Raw genomic sequence first — 20,094 nt, forward strand, 5'->3', positions numbered from 1 at the left:
TAATTTATAAAGGGAGAATGTATGGCATTACAAGAAGAGCTAAAAGCACAGGGAGATTTTTTGTTTCGTTATAGGAGTTATCTGCCTTTTTGTATTTTACCACTTTTTATTTTGGTAATTTTTACTTCCGAGACTTATTTATATTGTGATGGAGTGTATAACACACCTTTGATTGTTGTTGCGGTTTTTGTGGGATTGCTTGGGCAGGGGATTAGAATCTGGGTAGCTGGATTTGTGCCGCGCGATACTTCAGGACGCAATACAAAAGAGCAAAAAGCAAATGTGCTTAATCATACTGGTCTATACTCTGTATGTCGCAATCCGCTCTATTTAGGGAATTTTTTGATGATGCTTGCACCTATTATTTTGCTTGGTAATTGGCTTTTTATTATTGTATTTGCTTTGAGTTTTTGGCTATATTATGAGAGAATCATTTTTGCAGAAGAGAGTTTTTTGCGTGCAAAATTTGGTCAAGAATATGTTGATTGGACATTAAAAACTCCGCCATTTTTTCCAAAATTAAGTGGTTATATTCCAAGCGATATGAGTTTTTCTTTGCGCTCAATGATAAGACGAGAGTATAATTCATTTTTTGGTCTCACTTCTTCGCTTTTTGTTTTTCACTACCTTATTGCGATAATTGTAAATTGGCAGAGGGGGGGGGGTATAGAGTTTATTGCACCAAATTCTATTTTGACATATTTGTTTATTGTCTCGGCTGTGTTTTACCTGTTTGTTCGCATTGTGGTAAAAACAACGAAAATTTTTGAAGTGCAGGGGAGATAGGCTAAGCTATTTTTTTTGGCGTGGTGTGAAGTCTTGCAAAGAAAGAGAAGTTTTAATGCACCATTTTTTAAATTTTTGAATAGGGGGTTTAAAAGTATTTGCAAAAAGATTTGCTAGTTTTCTTGCCTTTTGAAACTTCTTATATCTTCTTTCAAGATTGCATCGCCATTGCCCAAAACCCCTGCGATATGCTTTTTCAATGGGTTGATTAAAGATATGAAGTAAAAAGTCTTCAAGCTTTTTATCAAAAATTTCTTCTTGGTTGGAATCTAAAAAACTTGGCTCTTGTAGCACTGCAAGATAAGCTTCATCGTGTGTATCAAGGTGGTGAATTTGTTTGAGTGCTGTATCAAACTCATCAACACTTTTGATATGAATAAAAGCTTTAGGATTTACCCCCCCCCCCACCGCTAGAATCTAAAGGTTTGCTTACTTGTTCATCTCCCCAATAGATAGGCACGGTTTGTGAAGCAAGGGCTTGAATAAGTTTTTCTGTTGTGTAGCCATTAGTGCTTGAATTTTCAAAAGCAATGTTGAATTTCCCACTTGCAAGGAAGATTGATTTATTCTCTATGAGTTTGCCAATATTATTTTTATACTTTCCGCCACTATCTATATGTTTGTATTGACTTAGAAAGTCAAAGAATCGCGTGCGTAGCTCATCTGCCTTGCCATTGCTGACAACAAAAGTGCAGAATCTTTGCTTATTTTGCAGTGTTTGTGTATTTATTGTGAGATGCTTATTCTTTGCTTTTTGCATATCCTCTGTATAGTGGAGATAGAGTGGATAACGCAAATATCTATCCTCAAACTGCATATAATCAAACCCAATAGCATAATCACAAAAATTAAAATCAGCCCGCACATTCTCGCCCGTGCTAAAGATTCTAACTCCATCATACTCAATATGTTTTTCGCCCATAACAGAATAAAAAATATAATCCGGATCTTTATCTGTTAAGACAAGATCATAATGTTTTTCGAGAATCTTTACTATTTTTCCCTCAACTGCCCCATCGCAAAAATACACTTTTTTAATCGGCTTTTGCATTGTTACTCTGTTGCACCCATAGCCTGACTTTGAGCGTGGGCAATGAGAGGGTTAATGCACTCATCAAGCAAACCACCAAGCATAATCTCTTCAAGACTATAAAGCGTTAATCCAATGCGGTGGTCTGTAAGACGATTTTGAGGGTAATTATAAGTTCGGATTCTCTCGCTTCTATCACCACTTCCTACTTGTGTCTTACGCGCTTCTTTGTTTTGAGCATTTTGTGCTTCAAGTTCGGCTTCATAAAGCCTAGCTTTTAGAATCTTTAATGCTTTATCTTTATTTTTATGCTGGGATTTTTCATCTTGCATAGATACACTTATGCCTGTTGGGATATGTGTGATTCTCACTGCTGAATCTGTAGTATTGACACTTTGTCCGCCGTGCCCACCACTGCGGAAAACATCAATTTTTAAATCATTTGGATTGATATTGACTTCCACATCATCTACTTCGGGCATAATTGCCACTGTAATGGCTGAAGTGTGAATCCGCCCTTGCGATTCTGTCTCTGGGACGCGTTGGACACGATGTGTGCCACCTTCGTATTTGAGTTTAGAATATGCCCCTTGCCCCTTGATAAGAGCAATAACTTCTTTGTAACCACCGACATTATTTTCACTTGAGCTTATGATTTCAACCTTCCATTTTTGTAAATCCGCGTAGCGACAATACGCCTTGAATAAATCGCCCACAAATATTCCTGCCTCATCTCCGCCTGTCCCGGCACGGATTTCAAGATAAATATTTTTACTATCGTTTGGATCTTTTGGGATTAAAAGAAGTTTTATTTCCTCTTCAAGCTGAATCTTTTTAGATTCTAGTTCTTTTAGTTCTTCTTTGGCGAGTTCGCCAAGCTCTTTATCCTCAAGCAAAGCCTTGTTTTCAGCTATGCCTTCAAGCACGGAAAAATATTCCCTCGCACTTTGCACAATTGATTCTATATCACTTTGCTCTTTGCTTAGTTGAGTGAGTTGTTTGACATCAGCGAGAATATCTTGCGAGGTTAAGAGGTTTGAAATCTCATCATATCTCGCCACGATAGGCTTGAGTTTATCAATAAGCATTTAACCTCTTTAAAATTTTGTGGATAAAGATTAGGCAGATTGAGCAAGTTTTTTCACACTTGCATTAAGTCGTGAAACCTTGCGTGAAGCAGTATTTTTTTTCAAAATCCCTTTGCTTACATATTTGTGCAGTTCTCTATTTGCAACTTTCAATGCTTCTTGGGCTTTTGCTACATCTTTGCTTACAACAGCCTCTCTCAAGTCTCGCACAATATTTTTAATACGCGTTTTGTAGTAGCGATTGCGTTCAGTTCTTGTTTTGGTTTGACGAATGCGTTTTTCTGCAGATTTGTGATTTGCCATCTTTTATTAGTCCTTTTTAAAAAAAATTAAGGCAGAATTCTGCCAAAAGTTTAATTAAACGCAGTTTAAAAGCATAAAGGAGTTTTGATGAAAAAGGAAGTAAAGGCAACAAAAACAAAGCTTTTTGGCACTGATGGAGTGCGAGGCAGAGCAGGGGAGGTTATCACACCTTCAAGTGTCATTGCATTAGGCTCTAGTGCCGGGATTCACTTCCGCAAACATTCTTTGACAAATAAGATTCTCGTAGGCAAGGATACTCGCCGTAGTGGCTATATGATAGAAAATGCCCTTGTTTCAAGTCTCACTTCTGTGGGATATGATGTTATTCAAATTGGTCCTATGCCCACCCCAGCAGTAGCATTTCTTACAGAAGATATGCGTTGTGATGCGGGTGTGATGATAAGTGCAAGTCATAATCCTTATGATGATAATGGAATCAAATTTTTCAATCATTTTGGCTACAAGATTGCCCCAGAGGAGGAAGAAAGTATAGAATCTTTTTATCACAACCCCGCCTCTTTACAAGCTGCATTAAAGAGTGGCGAGGAGATTGGCAGCTCAAAGCGTATAGATGATGTCGTGGGACGCTACATTGTGCATATTAAAAACTCATTTCCAAAGCACCTTACTTTGCGTGGTTTGCGTATAGTGTGTGATTGTGCAAATGGAGCGGCATATCGTGTCGCCCCCATTGTATTGCGTGAGCTAGGTGCTGATGTCATTGCTATTAATGATGAGCCAAATGGCTTTAATATCAATAAACAATGTGGGGCTATGCACCCAGAGGGTTTGGCACAAGAGGTCAAAACTTATCGTGCTGATGTGGGCTTTGCCCTTGATGGTGATGCTGATAGGCTTGTGGTAGTGGATAATGAAGGCAATATTGTTAATGGCGATAAGCTCATCGGTGCTTTAGCATTGTATCAACAAAGTATCAAGGCTTTAAAAAACAATGCCATTGTCGCGACATTGATGAGCAATCTCGCTCTTGAAGAGACACTCAAAAATCATCATATCGCCTTGCACCGCTGCAATGTGGGGGATAAATATGTGTGGGATAAAATGCAAGAGCTGAATCTTAATTTTGGTGGCGAGAGTAGTGGGCATATTATCTTTAGTGATTATGCCAAAACAGGCGATGGCTTAGTGAGTGCGTTGCAAGTTTTAGCTCTTTTATTACAAAGTGGCAAGAGTGCTAAAGATGCCCTTAATCCTTTCAAACTTTATCCTAGTGAGCTTATCAATCTTCAAGTGTCCCAAAAGAAGCCACTTGAAAGCCTTGATGGTTTGCAAGAAAAGCTAGATTCTATTACCAAAAGTGGTAATCGCCATCTTGTGCGTTATTCTGGCACGGAAAATAAGCTTAGAATCTTGGTAGAAGGCAGAGATTCTAAAGTTGTAAGTGAGCAAATCAAAAGCCTTATAGAGTTTTTTCAAAAGCAACTCTAAGGGGTAGATATGCTTTCAATACGACACATTAAGTCTATTTCAAAAGTGCAGATTCTTACTTTTACATTGCTTTTTTGCCTAAGCCTTGGGTTGGATCAATGGGTAAAATATATTATGTTAAATGGTTTTGCGTGGGATAGTGAGGCGTTAAGCATTGGTGGTAGGGCGTTGGTATATAACACAGGCGTGGCTTTTTCTATGTTTAGCTTTTTGACTGAATCTTTAAAATACATTCAGATTCTATTTTTGCTTACTTTGCTACTTTTTGCTCTAATGAGTGATTTTTTTCTTAAACATTATATTCCACTTGGGATTTTGCTAGGTTCAGGGCTATCAAATATTCTTGATCGCTTTATGTATGGGGGCGTGGTGGATTATGTGTATTGGCATTATTGGTTTGATTTTGCGATTTTTAATCTTGCTGATGTATTGATTGATGTGGCTGTTGTGATGATCATTTGGCAAATGCTAAGAGAACGAAAAAAACATTAAAGCTTGAGAATGATTAGAATCTAAAGGTCTAAAGATGTATGGTGATCACGACTGGACTTGAACCAGCGACCACTACCATGTCAAGGTAGTGCTCTACCAACTGAGCTACGCGATCTTTTGAAAAAGATTATAGAGAAATGGAGTTTGAAAGTGCGGATTGTATCTCAAAATTATTTAAAATTTATTAAAGATTTTTGCAAAACGCCTTAAATTTGACTTATTTTAATGCTTTTTTCATCTCTTTTAGCGTAGAATCGGCATTTTTTATCACAATGGAATATCAAAGGAATCTAATGTCTCTTCTCACAAATGCAGTGGTGTTATCTGTGCTTGTTATGGCGGTGTTGTGCGTTTTGCGATTAAATGTTTTGCTATCTATTATTATAGCCGCACTTGTGGCTGGGTGGCTATCCCCATTGCCTTTGGAATCTTTTGCAGGGGAGGCTTCACAAACTTCGCTTTGGCAATATTTTCTGCTTAAAACTACTGCAACGGGTGAGATTTTCATCAAAGGTATGGCAAGTAATCTCAATATCGCATTAAGCTATATCTTGCTAGGTGGCATTGCGGTGGCGATTTCTCGCACACATTTAATGACTTTTTTGTTATCTGCCATTGCAAATGTGATAAGTAATAGAAAATTTATTTTTATCCTTAGCATTGCCCTTATTGCGTGTTTTTCGCAGAATCTTGTGCCTATCCATATTGCTTTTATCCCGATTTTAATCCCCCCACTTCTCAGCCTTATGAATCGCTTAAAAATTGATAGACGCGCTGTCGCTTGTGCGCTTACTTTTGGGTTACAAGCCCCTTATGTAACGCTTGGTGTGGGCTTTGGGCTGATTTTTCACACGACTATTAGTGAGCAGATGAAGGCAAATGGTATGCCTGTAAGTCTTAGCGAGATTGGCTCTGTTATGTGGATTGGCGGGGCGGCTATGCTGCTTGGCCTACTTTTTGCGGTGTTTGTACTGTATGCAAAACCGCGTGAATACGCACAAAAAGAGGAATGCTCTATAGGTGATGCGAGTATGGGTTGGCGTGAATATGCGACACTCTTAGGTATTATTGTGCTTTTTGTCGTGCAGCTTGTTACGCATTCTCTAGCGCTTGGGGCATTTGCTGGGCTTATGTGTATGATTGTGTTGCGTGGGGTAAAGTGGAATGAGATAGATTCTATTATGGAAGGTGGGCTAAAAATGATGGCATTTATTGCCTTTGTTATGCTTGTGGCGGCTGGATATGGGGAGGTGTTGCGTGCAAGTGGAGAGGTGCAAAATCTCGTGCAACTGGTAGCAGACTTTACTCACCAAAGTGCAAATACGGGGAATGCCTTAGGAAGTGTGGCAAATATTGAAGGCACTATAAATGCTATCGCTTCAAATGGGCTAGATTCTAATGCAGTTATGGCAAGTCAATCTCTATGGGCGAAGTTTATAGGGGCGAGTTTAATGCTACTTGTGGGGCTTTTAATCACTATAGGCATTGGCACAAGCTTTGGGACTATACCTATTATTGCAGCCATTTATGTGCCTTTTGGAATCTCACTTGGCTTTAGTGTCCCTGCGATAATTTTACTTATTGGCATAGCTGGGGCGTTGGGCGATGCGGGAAGTCCTGCGAGTGATAGCACTTTGGGTCCTACTTCTGGGCTCAATATGGACGGACAGCACAATCACATTTATGATACTTGTATTCCTACATTTTTTGTATATAATATCCCGCTTTTAGTCGCCGGCACTCTTGGAGCGATGATGCTTTAGGGATTAAATCCTAAACAAATTTAGAATAAAGGAGTAAAAAATGCAAATAAAAGAATCTGTCATTATAAATGGTATTACATATTTTGCCCCCCCCCTATAAATCTACGCTAAAAAGCCAAACTTCTCAATTTACACAGCAAACTTTAGAATCTAATGCGAACTTTCACTTCCCAAGTGAAGGTATGGATATGTTATATCTAGCTGAAAACAAGCATTTTTGGCATATTGCAAGGCGAGAGTTTATCTACCAAGAGATAAGCCGTATTCTTACTTCTTTATATCCGCAAGATAGTGGCAAAAACGCAAAGATTCTAGATGTAGGGGCTGGCACAGGAAGCGTTACGAGACATTTCTTATCGCAAGGTTTTAATAATATTGCATTAGGCGAAATCCACCCGCAAGGCTTAGAATATGCTAAAACCTATGGCATAAAGGATTTGTATTGTATGGATTTACTTGATGTGCCTTTTGCAAATGAGTTTGATTGTATTTTTGCCTTTGATGTGCTAGAGCATATTGATGATGACGCCCTAGCTTTAAAAAATATGAAAAATATGCTAAAAAATAATACAAAAAGTCTTTTGGCTCTAAGTGTCCCCGCACATAAATGGCTATGGAATGCCCACGATGTAAGCGTGCATCACAAGCGGCGATATACTAAAAATGAGCTTGTCGATCTTATGAAACAAAGCGGCTTTGAGGTTGTATGTGCGAAGTATTTTTTCATTGCCATTACACCATTGCTATGGGTTAGGGCATTATTGCATCACGCACCTTATCCAAAAGCTAAACAAGATTCTTGCTTTATAGAATCTAAAACAACTCGGCACACAAACACCTTGGCAAACACCCTTGCCTCGCAAAGCAGTGCAAAAGATTCTCATACAGAAACCAGCAAGGAAGAATTACGCGATATTCCACCGCCATCACTTATCAATAATGCATTGCTAGGACTTTGTCGGTTAGAAAACAAGATTCAACATTGCTTCCCGCAGAAGTTTAACGCACCATTTGGTGGCTCACTGCTTGTGGTGGGAAAAAATAATAATTAGCTATTAATTCAAAAAATATCGCTAGAATCTTAGCTTATTTGAGATTCTAAACAAAGGGGTGGATTTGAAAAAATATGTTGTTGGCGTTGTAGGTGCGAGTGGTGCGGTAGGTGAAGAGATATTTCGCGTTTTAGAGGAGAGAAAATTCTCTGTGAGTAGAATCGTGCCTTTGGCAAGTGAAAGAAGCGTGGGTAAAGAAGTGGAGTTTATGTCGCAAAATCATAAGATTCTACAAACCACACACGATGTCTTTGCTAAAGAAGGTGTAGAGATAGCCTTTTTTTCCGCTGGTGGGAGTGTGAGTGCGGAGTTTGCACCGAGTGCGGCAAAGGCTGGTGCGGTAGTGATTGATAACACAAGTCATTTTCGTATGGACAAGGACATTCCCCTTGTTGTTCCTGAAGTCAATCCTCAAGATATAGCACAATGGAGGCAAAAAGGGATTATCGCTAACCCAAATTGCTCAACGATTCAAATGGTGCAAGTGCTATCCCCTCTGCATAAAGTGTTTGGGATTAAACGCGTTGATGTTAGCACCTATCAAGCAGCAAGCGGGGCTGGTAAGCGTGGAATGGAGGAGCTTGTAATGCAAATGCAAGCTTTTTTTGCTTTTAAGCTTGATGAGGCAGAATCCGCTGTGTTTCCTCACCGCTTGGCACTCAATGTTATCCCGCATATTGATAGTTTTATGTCAAATGACTATACAAAAGAAGAGATGAAAATGATTAATGAAACAAACAAGATTATGCACTCAAACTTTGCTATAAGTGCGACTTGTGTGCGTGTGCCTGTCTTGCGTAGTCATAGCGAATCTATCAGTATTCATTTTGAAAATCCTATAAGCGCTAAAGAAGCAAAAGAGATTCTCTCTCACGCACCTAGTGTCGTGCTATGTGATGAGCCACAAGAAAAGCTTTATCCTATGCCAACTCTTGCCACGGAGACAGACCAAACTTATGTAGGGCGTGTGCGTGAGGATAACTTTGATAAGCATATTTTACATTTATGGTGTGTAGCAGATCAGATTCGTGTAGGTGCAGCAACAAATGCGGTGAGAATTGCACAAAAATGGATTGAAATGCAAAATGCTTGAGTTTTACCATTTTAGCAAAAAGTGGGATTTGTTACATAAAATAGATTCTATTATATAAAGCAGAATCTAACCAAGAAAGCAGGAGAAAAAGATGATTTTTGTTGATGCGTGTTTTAGGAAGCAAACGCCATATACGCCTATTTGGCTTATGCGACAAGCAGGGCGGTATCTAAGCGAATATAGGGCAACAAGGGCTAAGGCTGGTGGATTTTTGGATTTATGCAAAAATGTGAATCTTGCCACGGAAGTAACCTTGCAACCGGTGGAGATTCTAGATGTTGATGCGGCAATACTCTTTAGCGATATTTTAGTTGTGCCGCTGGAGATGGGGCTGCCGCTAGAGTTTTTGAGCGGTGAGGGTCCGCATTTTAACCGCACAATTGCCACGCTAGAAGATGTAAAAGCTCTAGGTAGTGCTGCTGACAAGCTAGGATATGTGTATGATGCGGTGAGTTCTATCCGCTCTAAACTTCCCAAAGATAAGGCACTCATTGGCTTTTGCGGCTCACCTTGGACATTAGCAACCTATATGATAGAAGGGCAGGGGAGTAAAACCTATGCCAAAAGTAAAGCAATGCTGTATAAGCAACCACAGATTCTAAGAGCGTTATTAGAGCGTTTGAGCGATGAACTCAAGGCATATTTGGAAGGGCAGATTCAAGCTGGGGCTAATGCGGTGCAGATTTTTGATAGCTGGGCTGGGGCATTGGAGCAGGAGGCGTATTTGGAGTTTAGCTGGAAGTATATGAAAGAGATTGCAAAATATATCAAGGGCAAATATCCGCATATCCCGGTTATGCTTTTTCCTAAGGGTATTGGTGCGTATTTGGATAAGATTACAGGAGAATTTGATGTCTTTGGCGTGGATTGGGGAACGCCGATGGGACTAGCAAAAGAGAAACTTGGTAGGCAATATGTTTTACAAGGGAATCTTGAGCCTTCGCGTTTGTATGATGCAAATTCTATGGAAAAAGGGGTAAGGGAGATTATAGATATTATGGGTAAGGAACCCGGACATATTTTCAACCTAGGACACGGAATGCTACCGGATTTACCAAGAGAAAATGCCATAGCATTAGTAAAAATGGTGCGTGAAAACACAAGGCGGTAAGATTTTTCAGGTTATAACTTAGTCAAAAAAGCAAGATTCTTTAGACTCTAAATGCTTTTCTTTTTCTGCTTGAGATAAAGTGGTGGCTCTAAGTTTTTTAATTCTCGCCCCATCCATTTCAAGCACTTCAAATTCAAAATATTCATCGCAAATCTTATCTTTTATCACCGGAAGTCGTCCAAGTAAGCCAAAAACATAGCCACCGATTGTAATATGATCGTTTGTATTGCTAAAAGTAATATGGAGCATTTCTTCAATGCTTTCCAAATCAAGTTTGCCATCAAACTCATATGTCTTTTCATCAATTTGCCGCATATCCTCTATTTTGAGATCGTGCTCATCAGAAATATCGCCAATAATCTCTTCAATAATATCTTCCATTGTTAAAAGTCCAGATGTCCCACCATATTCATCAACTACAAGGGCAGTGTGAATCTGCTGACGATTCATTGTGGTGAGAATCTCTGAAATATGAGCTGTTTCAGGCACGATAATCATATTTCTTACAAGCTTTGAGAGATTAGCTTCGCCGTTTTTGATAGTATTTTCAAATAAATCACGAATATGAATCATACCTAAAATATTATCCTTAGAATCTTGATAATAAGGGTAGCGTGTGTGATTGGTCTTTAGCACGATGGCAATATTATTTTCATAGCTCTCCTGTGCATCAAGGCAAATCATATCTTTTCGCGGTGTCATAATCTCCTTGGCAAGGGTATCCGAAAAATCCACAGCATTTTTGATAATCTCACCCTCAATTGAATCTATATACCCCTCTTTTAAACTTTCACCTACAATAATCTTTAGCTCCTCATCAGAATGTGCTACTTCTCCCTCTCTAGCGGGTTTAATTCCCATAAATTTAAGAAAAAATGCGGCGAGCAAATCAAAAAGTCTAATAAGTGGAGAAAAGACTATCCCAAAAAGATAAAGAGGTTTAGCGATAAGTAATACAACAGATTCAGTCTTAGCGATTGCTATAGATTTAGGCACAAGCTCCCCTAGCACAACATGCAAAAGTGTAACAAATATAAAGGCGACGACTGACGCAATAGAATGCACTAAAATAGGTGAAGATTCCATAAGAAAATAAAATGGGATTGAAATAAGCTTAACAAAAGCATTTTCACTAATCCACCCCAAAGCAAGAGAAGCAAAGGTTATCCCAAGCTGTGTAGCACTAAGGTAACTATCAAGCGAATTAGTTATTTTGAGGGCAAGAGAGGCGTTTTTAACTTCATTTTTAGCTAACTCTTCAAGCTTAGATTTTCGTATTTTAACAATCGCAAACTCCGAAACCACAAAAAAGGCATTGAGAAAAACTAGCAACAATGCCAACAAAAGCATCAAAACCGACGAATACGGGTCCAAAGATTCTCCTTAAATAAGAAAAGATAGACTTGAATTGTAGTCAATCTAATCTTTTAAAACTTTTAAAGTGTTAAATATCAAAGCCAACGCTAATAATAATAAAGTAAGTAAGCCCACCAAGCAAGGCTGAAACAGGCACTGTGATAAGCCAAGAAGCAATAATTTTATTTATCGCACTGCGTTTGACAAGCTCTTGCTTATAAGCTTTTTTGAGTGATTTACGCTCTTTTCTATCAAGTTTTGGTGTACCTTTAAGCTTATCGTTATTTTTTAAAGATTCAAGCATAAGTCCCTTTTTCTTAATACTTGCCTTATTGAAACGATCCAAAAATGCTTCCACTTCTTGTGCGTCTTTACCCTTATGGGCTTCAATGATGGTTTGCTGCATCTCATAATAGCGTTTTTTGAGATATTCTCTTAAGAATCCAACGCCAAAAATAGCTCCAAGTGCAATATGAGTTGAGCTTACAGGCAAACCAAGTTGTGAGGCAAGAAGCACGGTGAGAGCTGCACTCATCGCAATGCAAAAGGCTCTCATTTTATCAAGTTCTGTGATTTCACTGCCAACGGTGCGGATAAGTCTAGGACCATACAAGGCTAATCCTAGCGAAATACCTAGCCCACCGATCACCATAATCCATAGAGGCACACCCGCTTTGCTTGAGGGTAGAGATTCTCTAAGGCTGTTTAATGTCTCGTTGATTGCTGCAAGTGGTCCAATAGCGTTGGCAACATCGTTTGCTCCGTGAGCAAAGCTTAAAAGTGCTGCTGCAAAAACAAGTGGAATGGTAAAAAGAGAGTTAATATCTTCTTTTGTGTTAAGTAGTGTTTCTGCTTTTTTGGCAATTATGGGACGCACGATAAGATACACAGCAATGGCAATAAGGAGGCTAATACCAACTGACACGCCAAAATCAAGCTTTGGAAGGACTTTTTTAAGCCCCTTTAAAATGAGATAAAGACTAAAAGCCCAAGTCATAACAAATATAAGGATAGGCACCACTTTTTTTGCTGCTTGTCGCTTATCTTCTTTGTAAGTAATACTTTTTTTGATGATAAGAAGAAATATAACTGCGATAAACCCACCAAGCACAGGTGAGATAATCCAGCTTGAAGCAATACGCAAAAGCTCTATCCAATTTACTACTCCAAATCCCCCAGCGACTATTCCAGCTCCCAAGATTCCGCCAACAAGTGAGTGTGTTGTAGAAACAGGCGCACCAATGGCTGTTGCTAGATGTAGCCAAACTGCACCAGAGGCAAGAGCGGCAAGCATTAAAGCTACAAAAACGCGAGGTTCAGCAAGATGAGTAGAATCTATAATGCCAGATTTGATAGTCTCTACCACTTCTCCACCGGCGATTATTGCTCCCATTGCCTCACAAATAGCTGCGATGATAATTGCTCCAACAAGTGTAATAGCGTGAGAGCCAACAGCAGGACCCACATTATTGGCGACATCATTTGCACCAATATTCATTGCCATATAGCCACCAATAATTGTGGCAAAGACAAGCAATAATATATTGTGTCCAGTGTGAGCAAAAACTGCCACAAGTGAAATGACAAGGAAAAAGATAAGCACAATAAAAAGTTTTACACCATCTTTTTGATTAAAACTTTGCGCCTTTTCAATTTGCTTAATGTCTTTAAACTCCATAGATTCACCCTCCTTTAATTGATTTGATTAGGTAGCCATAGTGAAATATCTGGAATATAGGTTATAAGCAATAGCCCCACAAGCATTACACATAGCCAAGGAAGCACAGAAGTTGTTACATCTTTGAGGCTTAGCCCTGTGAGTGAGCTAGCAACAAAAAGATTAAGCCCCACAGGCGGAGTAAGCATACCTAGCTCCATATTCACTACCATTACAATGCCAAAATGTATAGGGTCAATCCCAAGGGCTAGGGCAATAGGTAGAAGCAAGGGTGTCATAATCATAATAACAGAGCTAGGCTCCATAAACTGCCCCATAATAAATAACACAACATTGACAAGAATAAGGAACATCCACCAGCTCATCTCTTGTGCTACAAGGAACTCCGCGATTAAATGTGGGATTCTCTCATTTGTTAGAAAATGTGCGAAAACAACAGTAAAGCCAATGATGAAAAATATCATTGCTGTTGTGATCGCTGCATCCAAGAATACAGCATAAAGATCTTTAAACTTAATATCCTTATAAACAAAAACAGAAATGATAAAAGCATATATAGCACTAATACCTGCAGCCTCTGTGGCAGTAAAGATTCCACCATAGATTCCACCAATGATAACAAAAATAATGAGTAATGCCCAAAATGCGTCTTTGAATTTTTTAAATCTTATCTTAAAGGATTCAGGCTTTGTGGCTTTGAATCCTAGGCGTTTTGCCCCAATATACGCATAAATCATCATCATAAGCCCAATCATCAAGCCCGGCACAACTCCCGCCATAAAAAGCTTTTCAATAGAGACTTCGGCTGTTACGCCATAGACAATCATTACAACAGAAGGCGGAATTAGAATCCCTAGGCTTCCTGCTGATGTGATTGCTCCAACAGCGTAGCTTTTTGGATAACCAGCATTTTTAATGGCTAGGAACATCACAGAGCCAACAGCTACCACCGTTGCAGGAGAGCTACCACTAACAGCGGCAAAAATAATACAAGCCAAAATCGCACTGATAGGCAAACCTCCGGGTAGATGTCCAACAAGTGATTTAGCAAATTCTACAATCCGCGTTGCCGAACTCCCCTTACTCATAAGAGAGCCGGCTAAAATAAACATAGGAATAGCCATAAGTGCAGGCTTTAAACCATTAAACATAATTTCGGCTGACCCGACTATATTATAAGATGTAAAGAAGAAAAGAGTACTTATAGCACTCACACCTAAAGCAATGGATACAGGAATACCCAAAAGAAGCAAACCAAATAAAACAAGTAATAAATACGCAACGCTCATTAATGCCTCGTTAATCTTTTACTACAGAATCGTGAATCATCTCAACTTCCGCATTTTTGACAACCTTATTTGCTTCAGTCCAAGAAACTTCATAGATTTTTTCAATTGAGCGATAAGTCGCACCAAAAAAAGCCAAAGGCAAACAAAGTAGAAAAATCCACAATGGCACATTATGTAATGCCTCACTCATATAGCCAAGCAAGTAATTATCATAGCATACCATTGCCCCAGCATACGCCATAAATGCAAGAAAAAATGAATTAAGCGTATGTATGCCGATGACACAAGCTTTTGCGATTTTGGGAGGAAAACGCTCTAAAAGCATAGTTACGCTAATATGCACACCCTTTCTAAAGCCGTATGCCGCACCAAAGAAAGCCGACCACAAAAAGCAATATCTCGCCATTTCTTCTGCCCAAGTAAGTGAAAGATGAAAGTAGTCTGGAAAAAGCCCAGTAAGGTAGCGACAAAACACATTCATAGCCGTGATAATAACCCCCGCAAGGAGTCCCACCACAGCCACATTTTTGTTGATAGAAGCAATAAAGGTATCTAAAGTAGCAAAAAGCTTATTGACCTTTGGGCTATGGTGAGCCCAAACAAAAGATTTAGCAATCCAAGAAAGCATTCAATCCCCTCGATTCTAGGTTATTGCACTTGTATGATTTTTTCAATCAAATCCTGCCTGACAATACCATAGAATTTTGGATAAATTGCTTGCATAGTTTCTTTCCATACTGCAATTTGATCTGGCGTGAGTGTGATAATCTCTGTCTTTGTTGCATTATCTTTTTGCAATTTTTCAAGAAGCACTTTTTCTTCTTTTTCACTTTCCTTACGCTCAAATTCTGTTGCTTCGTGGAGAGCTTGTTTAAAAATGTCTTTTAGATCATCAGGAAGTTGCTTCCAAAAGCCATCACTCACTACGACAAGATAGCCCAAGTATCCGTGATTTGAAAGCGTGATTGAGCTTTGCACTTCGTAGAATTTAGAGTTATAGAGATTGGAGAGAGGATTCTCAGCTGAATCAACAACACCCGTAGAAAGTGCTGAATATACCTCTCCAAATGGTAAAACTTGAGGGATTGCACCAATTGCTTTTGTTTGCTCTTCAAGCACTTTGGAACTCATAATTCTCATTTTTTGCCCTTTTGCATCTTCTGGGAGAATGATAGGCTTTTTGTTTGTGCTAAATTGTTTGAATCCTGCATCCCAATAATCAAGAGCGATAATGCCTTTTTGAGAGACGACATCTTTTAGGACTTGCCCAACTTCGCCGTCCATAACTTTGTGCAAATGTTCTGTATCACGGAATAAGAATGGCACATCCCATACATTAAATTCTTTTGCAATTGGTGTGAATTTTGAAAAACTTGGTGCAGCCATTTGCACATTATTGCGTGTTAGCTCTTGAAAAACTTTATCATCATCAACAAGTTGTGCGCTCGGGAAAACCTCTACTTTGATTTTTCCATTACTTAGCTCTTCAACGCGTTTAGCAAAAAAATCAGCAGCTTGCCCTTTTGGTGTATTGGCACTCACAACATGGGCAAACTTCACCTTATACGCCTCTTGAGCTTTATCCTCACCACAACCTAAAAATCCTAGGCTTACAGCACAAGCCAAAGCCATTACTGAAACTTTTCTTAATTTCATTCTTACTCCTTGCATAAATTTTGTTTCTTTCAATTCTATATAAGCTTTGAGTATAAAATAAAGTTTGGTGCGTTTTTTTGTGAGAAAAACTTTGCTTAATGTGTAATTTATAAACAATTTTCAGATTCTGTTATGACAACTTAATAAGAAGCTATGTAAGAGAATGTGCATTTGAAAAATTACGCTAGAATACGGGCTATTTTTGCATATTAATGTAGCAATGAGTAAAAGGAGTAAAATGTTTCCCTTTAGTGATGAAGAGCTTAGAATGCCCGTTGAAATGGTGATTGACAAAGTGCGTCCCACACTTACACTTGATGGAGGCGATATTACCTTGCTTGGCATTAGAGATGCTAAGGTGTATGTGCGTTTGGAAGGAGCGTGCAAAGGCTGTCCTAGCTCATCAAAAACTCTAAAATATGCGATTGAAAATCGTTTGAAAGAGGAGATTCACCCAGATATTGCAATAGTGCATATTCCGCACGGAGAATCTTTTTAAACACTCAAATACGGATAGATTTATGGAAGTTATCAAACTGACAGATACACGCACAAGGCAGATTATCAACAAGAACAACAAAAAAGCCTTTGAGCTTTTCAGTGCCAAGCAATACAAAAAAGCCTTTGAGCTTTTTACGCATAATCTCACGCTTGAACCAAGCAATACAGAATCTACAATCGGCGTTTTGCTTTCTGATATGGCAGAAGACTTTGAAGAGCAAGCTGTGAGCCTGTATGAATACTATCAGATTCTACTTTCTCAAGAGATTAGCAAAGCCAAAGCACGAGAGCAGATTCTAAAAACAATTAAAAGTTTTGATAAAAGCACGGATGATATTCTCTCAATGCTTAAACACCTTGAAAGCCTCCGTGCAGATAGTTTGAATGGAATCTTATATGAAGATTTTAAGCAAATTGCCAAAGAAAAGAAAAGTTTTAAAGAAGCTTTTGAAGATTTGATGTTTAGCTCAAAGATTATTTTTGTCAATAAGAGTGAGTTTTATGAGTTTTTAAATGAGCTTATAGACAATGACTATCAGGACATTTCAATGGAGTATATTGACTCTCTTAAAAAAAATGTCATTTATGATAACGAGCTTGAAAAAATCTTACAAAAGGTAGCAGATGATAATAGAAAAAAACATAAATCATAACGGCAAGATTTTTAAGATTCTTACAGATGATACGCGTGTGTGGGATAGTGCAGACAAGGTGGCAAGAGAGAATATTTTACTTGTGCGAAGCAAACAAAATGCGGCGTTTATCTCAAGTGATTTTCCACAAAATAATCTTACAGAGTCTTACAATTTAAGCAAAGTGCTTTTAGATTCTATTCCCGGGAAGAATCCACGCATTGTAGGCATTACAGGCACAAATGGTAAAACTACTACCGCAGCGATTATCTACTCTCTTTTGCTTGATTTGGGCTACAAGGTGGCTTTGCTTGGCACGAGAGGGTTTTTTATTAACGATAAGACAATCAAGCCAAAAGGGCTTACAACGCCTAGTGTGCTTGAGCTGTATGAGAATCTAAGTATGGCTAAAAGTGAGCAATGTGATTTTTTTGTAATGGAGGTAAGCTCACACGCGATTATTCAAGAGCGGATAGCAGGATTAGAGTTTGAGCTAAAAATATTAAGCAATATTACAAGCGATCATTTAGATTATCATAAAAGTGTAGAAGAGTATCGCCGCGTGAAAAATAGCTTTTTTGAGGGTGAGGGGCTAAAGCTTATTAATACTGATGAAAAGTATGCGATATGCAAAGATGTTGGGGCATTTTATTATGGTGTAGAAAAAAAGGGGCATTTAAGTGTTGGGGCTTATGCCTTAGAATCTGGCATTGATGCACATATTGCGTGGCAAGACAATAAAAAATGTAGTCAAGAATTTTGTGCGTTGCAAACCTATCTTTATGGTAAGCATAATCTTTACAATGCCCTTGCTGGTATCGCTGCGGTTAAGATTCTCACAAACAAACCTCTTAGTGATATTGCAAAAGCAATGGAGAATTTTGCTGGAGTGAGTGGGCGTATGGAAGTGGTGCATACTAAACCGCTTGTGATTGTGGATTTTGCACACACCCACGATGGTATGAAACAGATTTTTGAAAGTTTTAGACATCAAAAAATCGCCGTTGTTTTTGGAGCTGGTGGTGATAGGGATAAGAGCAAGCGTCCTAAAATGGGTTCTTGTGCCTTTGAATATGCGGATAAACTCTATATCACAAGCGATAACCCAAGGAGTGAGAATCCTGCCGAGATTCTGCGAGATATTGCAAATGGCTTGCCCAAAGACTATGGAGCTAAACTTGTGGTGATGGAGATTGATAGAAAAAAAGCTATTATTCAAGCTTTGAGTGATTTACAAGAAAATGAGGTGCTTTTGATTTTGGGTAAGGGTGATGAAGACTATCAAATCATAGGTGAAAATAAGATTCATTTTGATGATAGGGAAGTGGTGAGGGCGTATTACGCCAAAGAGTAGGCTAAGATTCTAATCTTAAATACTAATTTATTTGAGCGAGTTTAAATTCATTTTTCAACAAAAGCAAGAAAAAGGCAAGAAGGCTTATTTAACACAACTGAAAATATTTAAGACTGTGTGGATTTTTCATCATTTCCACTAAGCATCTCTTCCATAATCTTAAAGAATTTCGCACTTTCTTCTTCCATTTGCTTAAATGAATGAACGATTTCTTCAATGCTCTTGTTATCTTTAATGTTTTGTAAGCCCTCAACAGCCAATTTATGAATGTTGTTATGAGTGGATTTTACTTCATTGTAAATGGGCGATTTGGCGTATTTTATCTTGCCATTATCTTCAAACCACTTGGTAAAATTACACGCATTAAGCTCTATAATTTCGTCAGCATCTTTTTTAGTCGCATTTTTATAGGTGCCATCTTTAAAGATAATATGATCTACCATAAAGAGATTTCCCGTGATTCTCATAGCGATTTTGGATAAATTTGTATCAATGCTTTGTGTGGTATTTGTAAGTTCATTGAGCATTTGAGCAAAACACCTATGCTATCATTTACCATTTCCATTTTATTTGACATATCTTGAGAATTTATACTGATACTTCCGCTATTTTCTTGTAAGATAGAAATATTTGTGCGAATTTCATCAGTTGCCTTTTGTGTTTTTTCAGCAAGTATCCTCACCTCATCAGCCACCACTGCAAAGCCTCTACCATACTCGCCCGCACGGGCTGCTTCAATGGCAGCATTAAGAGCGAGCAAGTTTGTTTGAGCGGATATATCATTAATTAAATTAACAATAGAACTGATGTCATTACTTTGTCTGGCAAGATTATCACAAGCTTGTTGGTTGGATTCTATAAGCTCATTTAATTCTTCAAAGCTATGCAAGACATCTTGGGTTTGACCTGAGTAAGAAGCTGCTTCTTTGCTGGTGCTTGCGATTTGCGTAACGATTTGACCAAGTGCTTGTGTGGAGCTGGTAAAGCTGTTTTGCAAATATATAAGCTGGGATTTATTATCATCAATTTCTCCAAGAGTAACCGATAAATACTCTTTTTGTTGCAAGGATTTATTTTCATAAATAGCATCAATGGATTTGTTAATTTGCGCGCAAACATGAGCAATGTTAGAGTAAAAGCCCTCTGTTAAAATTTTGCGTTTAATCTCACTGCCTGTGGCGTAGTAAAATGCTGTATTTACTTCAATGGAAAAGGTTTCAATTTGGTCAATGAGTTTACTTATACCTCTTGCGATATTATCAATGCTATGTGTGCCTAAATGAGTAGCTCTTGCATTAAAATCACCTGTATTGAGCGTGTTTATATACTTTAACACATCTGATATTTTAGAATTTAAAGTATTTATCTTTACATAAAAGACAAACGCCAACACCGAACTTAACACAAATAACACAAAAAATACAACACTCATCACCTGCTCCTTAAACTCAGTTAGATTAA

The 20,094-nt window shown here is 38.5% G+C and carries 21 protein-coding genes and 1 tRNA gene; 10 read left to right on the plus strand and 12 right to left on the minus strand.

Annotated features, from left to right (window positions below; genetic code table 11):
• The first annotated feature begins 21 nt into the window (after positions 1-21).
• Entirely contained in the window at positions 22-786 is a 765-nt protein-coding gene (locus EBF12_RS07735) for a methyltransferase family protein (protein ID WP_121727143.1), read from the plus strand.
• A gap of 6 nt (positions 787-792) precedes the next feature.
• Here EBF12_RS07735 and EBF12_RS11915 read toward each other — a convergent pair whose 3' ends face one another.
• The 4 genes from EBF12_RS11915 to rpsT are packed head-to-tail and all read right to left on the minus strand — an operon-like array spanning position 793 to position 3,207.
• A complete protein-coding gene (locus tag EBF12_RS11915) occupies positions 793-1,194 on the minus strand; it encodes a hypothetical protein (protein ID WP_244196456.1) in 402 nt (133 codons plus the stop codon).
• Positions 1,172-1,837 carry a glycosyltransferase family 10 domain-containing protein gene (locus EBF12_RS11920; RefSeq protein WP_244196457.1) on the minus strand — a complete coding sequence of 222 codons (666 nt, stop codon included), beginning with the start codon at positions 1,835-1,837 and terminating at the stop codon, positions 1,172-1,174. Before EBF12_RS11920 ends, EBF12_RS11915 begins: the two co-directional genes overlap by 23 nt.
• Before the next feature lie 2 nt (positions 1,838-1,839).
• Positions 1,840-2,904, minus strand: coding sequence for a peptide chain release factor 1 (gene prfA / locus EBF12_RS07745; RefSeq protein ID WP_121727144.1), 1,065 nt, complete (start codon positions 2,902-2,904; stop codon positions 1,840-1,842).
• A gap of 30 nt (positions 2,905-2,934) precedes the next feature.
• Complete coding sequence (gene rpsT / locus EBF12_RS07750; protein WP_121727145.1) at positions 2,935-3,207, minus strand: 30S ribosomal protein S20; 273 nt, start codon at positions 3,205-3,207, stop codon at positions 2,935-2,937.
• 87 nt (positions 3,208-3,294) lie between these two features.
• Here rpsT and glmM point away from each other — a divergent pair, with 87 nt between their 5' ends.
• Positions 3,295-4,656, plus strand: a complete 1,362-nt coding sequence (glmM, locus tag EBF12_RS07755; RefSeq protein WP_121727146.1) for a phosphoglucosamine mutase — start codon at positions 3,295-3,297, stop codon at positions 4,654-4,656.
• Between the two features lie 9 nt (positions 4,657-4,665).
• Positions 4,666-5,148 carry a signal peptidase II gene (gene lspA, locus EBF12_RS07760; protein WP_121727147.1) on the plus strand — a complete coding sequence of 161 codons (483 nt, stop codon included), beginning with the start codon at positions 4,666-4,668 and terminating at the stop codon, positions 5,146-5,148.
• Between the two features lie 39 nt (positions 5,149-5,187).
• Here the strand turns inward: lspA and EBF12_RS07765 are convergent.
• Positions 5,188-5,263: transfer RNA gene (locus tag EBF12_RS07765), tRNA-Val, on the minus strand.
• A gap of 178 nt (positions 5,264-5,441) precedes the next feature.
• Here EBF12_RS07765 and EBF12_RS07770 point away from each other — a divergent pair.
• The 4 genes from EBF12_RS07770 (at position 5,442) to hemE (ending at position 10,167) form a co-directional block, all read left to right on the plus strand.
• Positions 5,442-6,911, plus strand: a complete 1,470-nt coding sequence (locus tag EBF12_RS07770) for a Na+/H+ antiporter family protein (protein ID WP_121727148.1) — start codon at positions 5,442-5,444, stop codon at positions 6,909-6,911.
• A 68-nt stretch (positions 6,912-6,979) separates the two neighbouring features.
• Entirely contained in the window at positions 6,980-7,963 is a 984-nt protein-coding gene (locus EBF12_RS07775) for a class I SAM-dependent methyltransferase (RefSeq protein WP_121727149.1), read from the plus strand.
• A gap of 64 nt (positions 7,964-8,027) precedes the next feature.
• On the plus strand, positions 8,028-9,056 hold the full coding sequence (locus EBF12_RS07780; RefSeq protein WP_121727150.1) for an aspartate-semialdehyde dehydrogenase: 1,029 nt from the start codon (positions 8,028-8,030) through the stop codon (positions 9,054-9,056).
• A 91-nt stretch (positions 9,057-9,147) separates the two neighbouring features.
• Entirely contained in the window at positions 9,148-10,167 is a 1,020-nt protein-coding gene (hemE, locus tag EBF12_RS07785) for a uroporphyrinogen decarboxylase (RefSeq protein WP_121727151.1), read from the plus strand.
• A gap of 18 nt (positions 10,168-10,185) precedes the next feature.
• On the opposite strand, the gene EBF12_RS07790 is transcribed toward hemE, so the two are convergent.
• The 5 genes from EBF12_RS07790 to EBF12_RS07810 form a co-directional block, all read right to left on the minus strand.
• Entirely contained in the window at positions 10,186-11,541 is a 1,356-nt protein-coding gene (locus EBF12_RS07790) for a hemolysin family protein (RefSeq protein ID WP_121727152.1), read from the minus strand.
• Positions 11,542-11,611: 70 nt separating this feature from the next.
• Complete coding sequence (locus tag EBF12_RS07795) at positions 11,612-13,201, minus strand: inorganic phosphate transporter (protein ID WP_121727153.1); 1,590 nt, start codon at positions 13,199-13,201, stop codon at positions 11,612-11,614.
• A 14-nt stretch (positions 13,202-13,215) separates the two neighbouring features.
• Positions 13,216-14,490, minus strand: a complete 1,275-nt coding sequence (locus EBF12_RS07800; RefSeq protein ID WP_121727154.1) for a TRAP transporter large permease — start codon at positions 14,488-14,490, stop codon at positions 13,216-13,218.
• 10 nt (positions 14,491-14,500) lie between these two features.
• Complete coding sequence (locus tag EBF12_RS07805) at positions 14,501-15,118, minus strand: TRAP transporter small permease (protein ID WP_121727155.1); 618 nt, start codon at positions 15,116-15,118, stop codon at positions 14,501-14,503.
• A 20-nt stretch (positions 15,119-15,138) separates the two neighbouring features.
• Positions 15,139-16,146 carry a DctP family TRAP transporter solute-binding subunit gene (locus EBF12_RS07810; RefSeq protein ID WP_121727156.1) on the minus strand — a complete coding sequence of 336 codons (1,008 nt, stop codon included), beginning with the start codon at positions 16,144-16,146 and terminating at the stop codon, positions 15,139-15,141.
• Between the two features lie 238 nt (positions 16,147-16,384).
• On the opposite strand from EBF12_RS07810, the gene EBF12_RS07815 reads away from it, so the two are divergent.
• From EBF12_RS07815 to EBF12_RS07825, 3 genes are read left to right on the plus strand one after another with little or no spacing between them, the layout of a single operon-like run.
• Positions 16,385-16,645 carry a NifU family protein gene (locus EBF12_RS07815; RefSeq protein WP_121727157.1) on the plus strand — a complete coding sequence of 87 codons (261 nt, stop codon included), beginning with the start codon at positions 16,385-16,387 and terminating at the stop codon, positions 16,643-16,645.
• A gap of 22 nt (positions 16,646-16,667) precedes the next feature.
• Positions 16,668-17,300: a hypothetical protein gene (locus EBF12_RS07820; protein WP_121727158.1), complete on the plus strand. Its 633-nt coding sequence runs from the start codon at positions 16,668-16,670 to the stop codon at positions 17,298-17,300.
• Entirely contained in the window at positions 17,272-18,633 is a 1,362-nt protein-coding gene (locus EBF12_RS07825; protein ID WP_121727159.1) for a UDP-N-acetylmuramoyl-L-alanyl-D-glutamate--2,6-diaminopimelate ligase, read from the plus strand. The genes EBF12_RS07820 and EBF12_RS07825 overlap by 29 nt, the downstream gene beginning before the upstream one ends.
• Before the next feature lie 107 nt (positions 18,634-18,740).
• Here the strand turns inward: EBF12_RS07825 and EBF12_RS07830 are convergent, their stop codons facing one another.
• Together EBF12_RS07830 and EBF12_RS12220 are read right to left on the minus strand one after the other, a co-directional pair.
• The gene (locus tag EBF12_RS07830) at positions 18,741-19,160 is read right to left on the minus strand and encodes a CZB domain-containing protein (protein WP_121727160.1); all 420 of its coding nucleotides are present in this window, start codon (positions 19,158-19,160) and stop codon (positions 18,741-18,743) included.
• The gene (locus EBF12_RS12220; RefSeq protein ID WP_121727161.1) at positions 19,097-20,065 is read right to left on the minus strand and encodes a methyl-accepting chemotaxis protein; all 969 of its coding nucleotides are present in this window, start codon (positions 20,063-20,065) and stop codon (positions 19,097-19,099) included. The genes EBF12_RS07830 and EBF12_RS12220 overlap by 64 nt, the downstream gene beginning before the upstream one ends.
• Between the last annotated feature and the right edge of the window lie 29 nt (positions 20,066-20,094).

The sequence above is a fragment of the Helicobacter labetoulli genome, assembly GCF_003670275.1.
GTDB classification, from domain to species: Bacteria; Campylobacterota; Campylobacteria; order Campylobacterales; family Helicobacteraceae; genus Helicobacter_C; species Helicobacter_C labetoulli.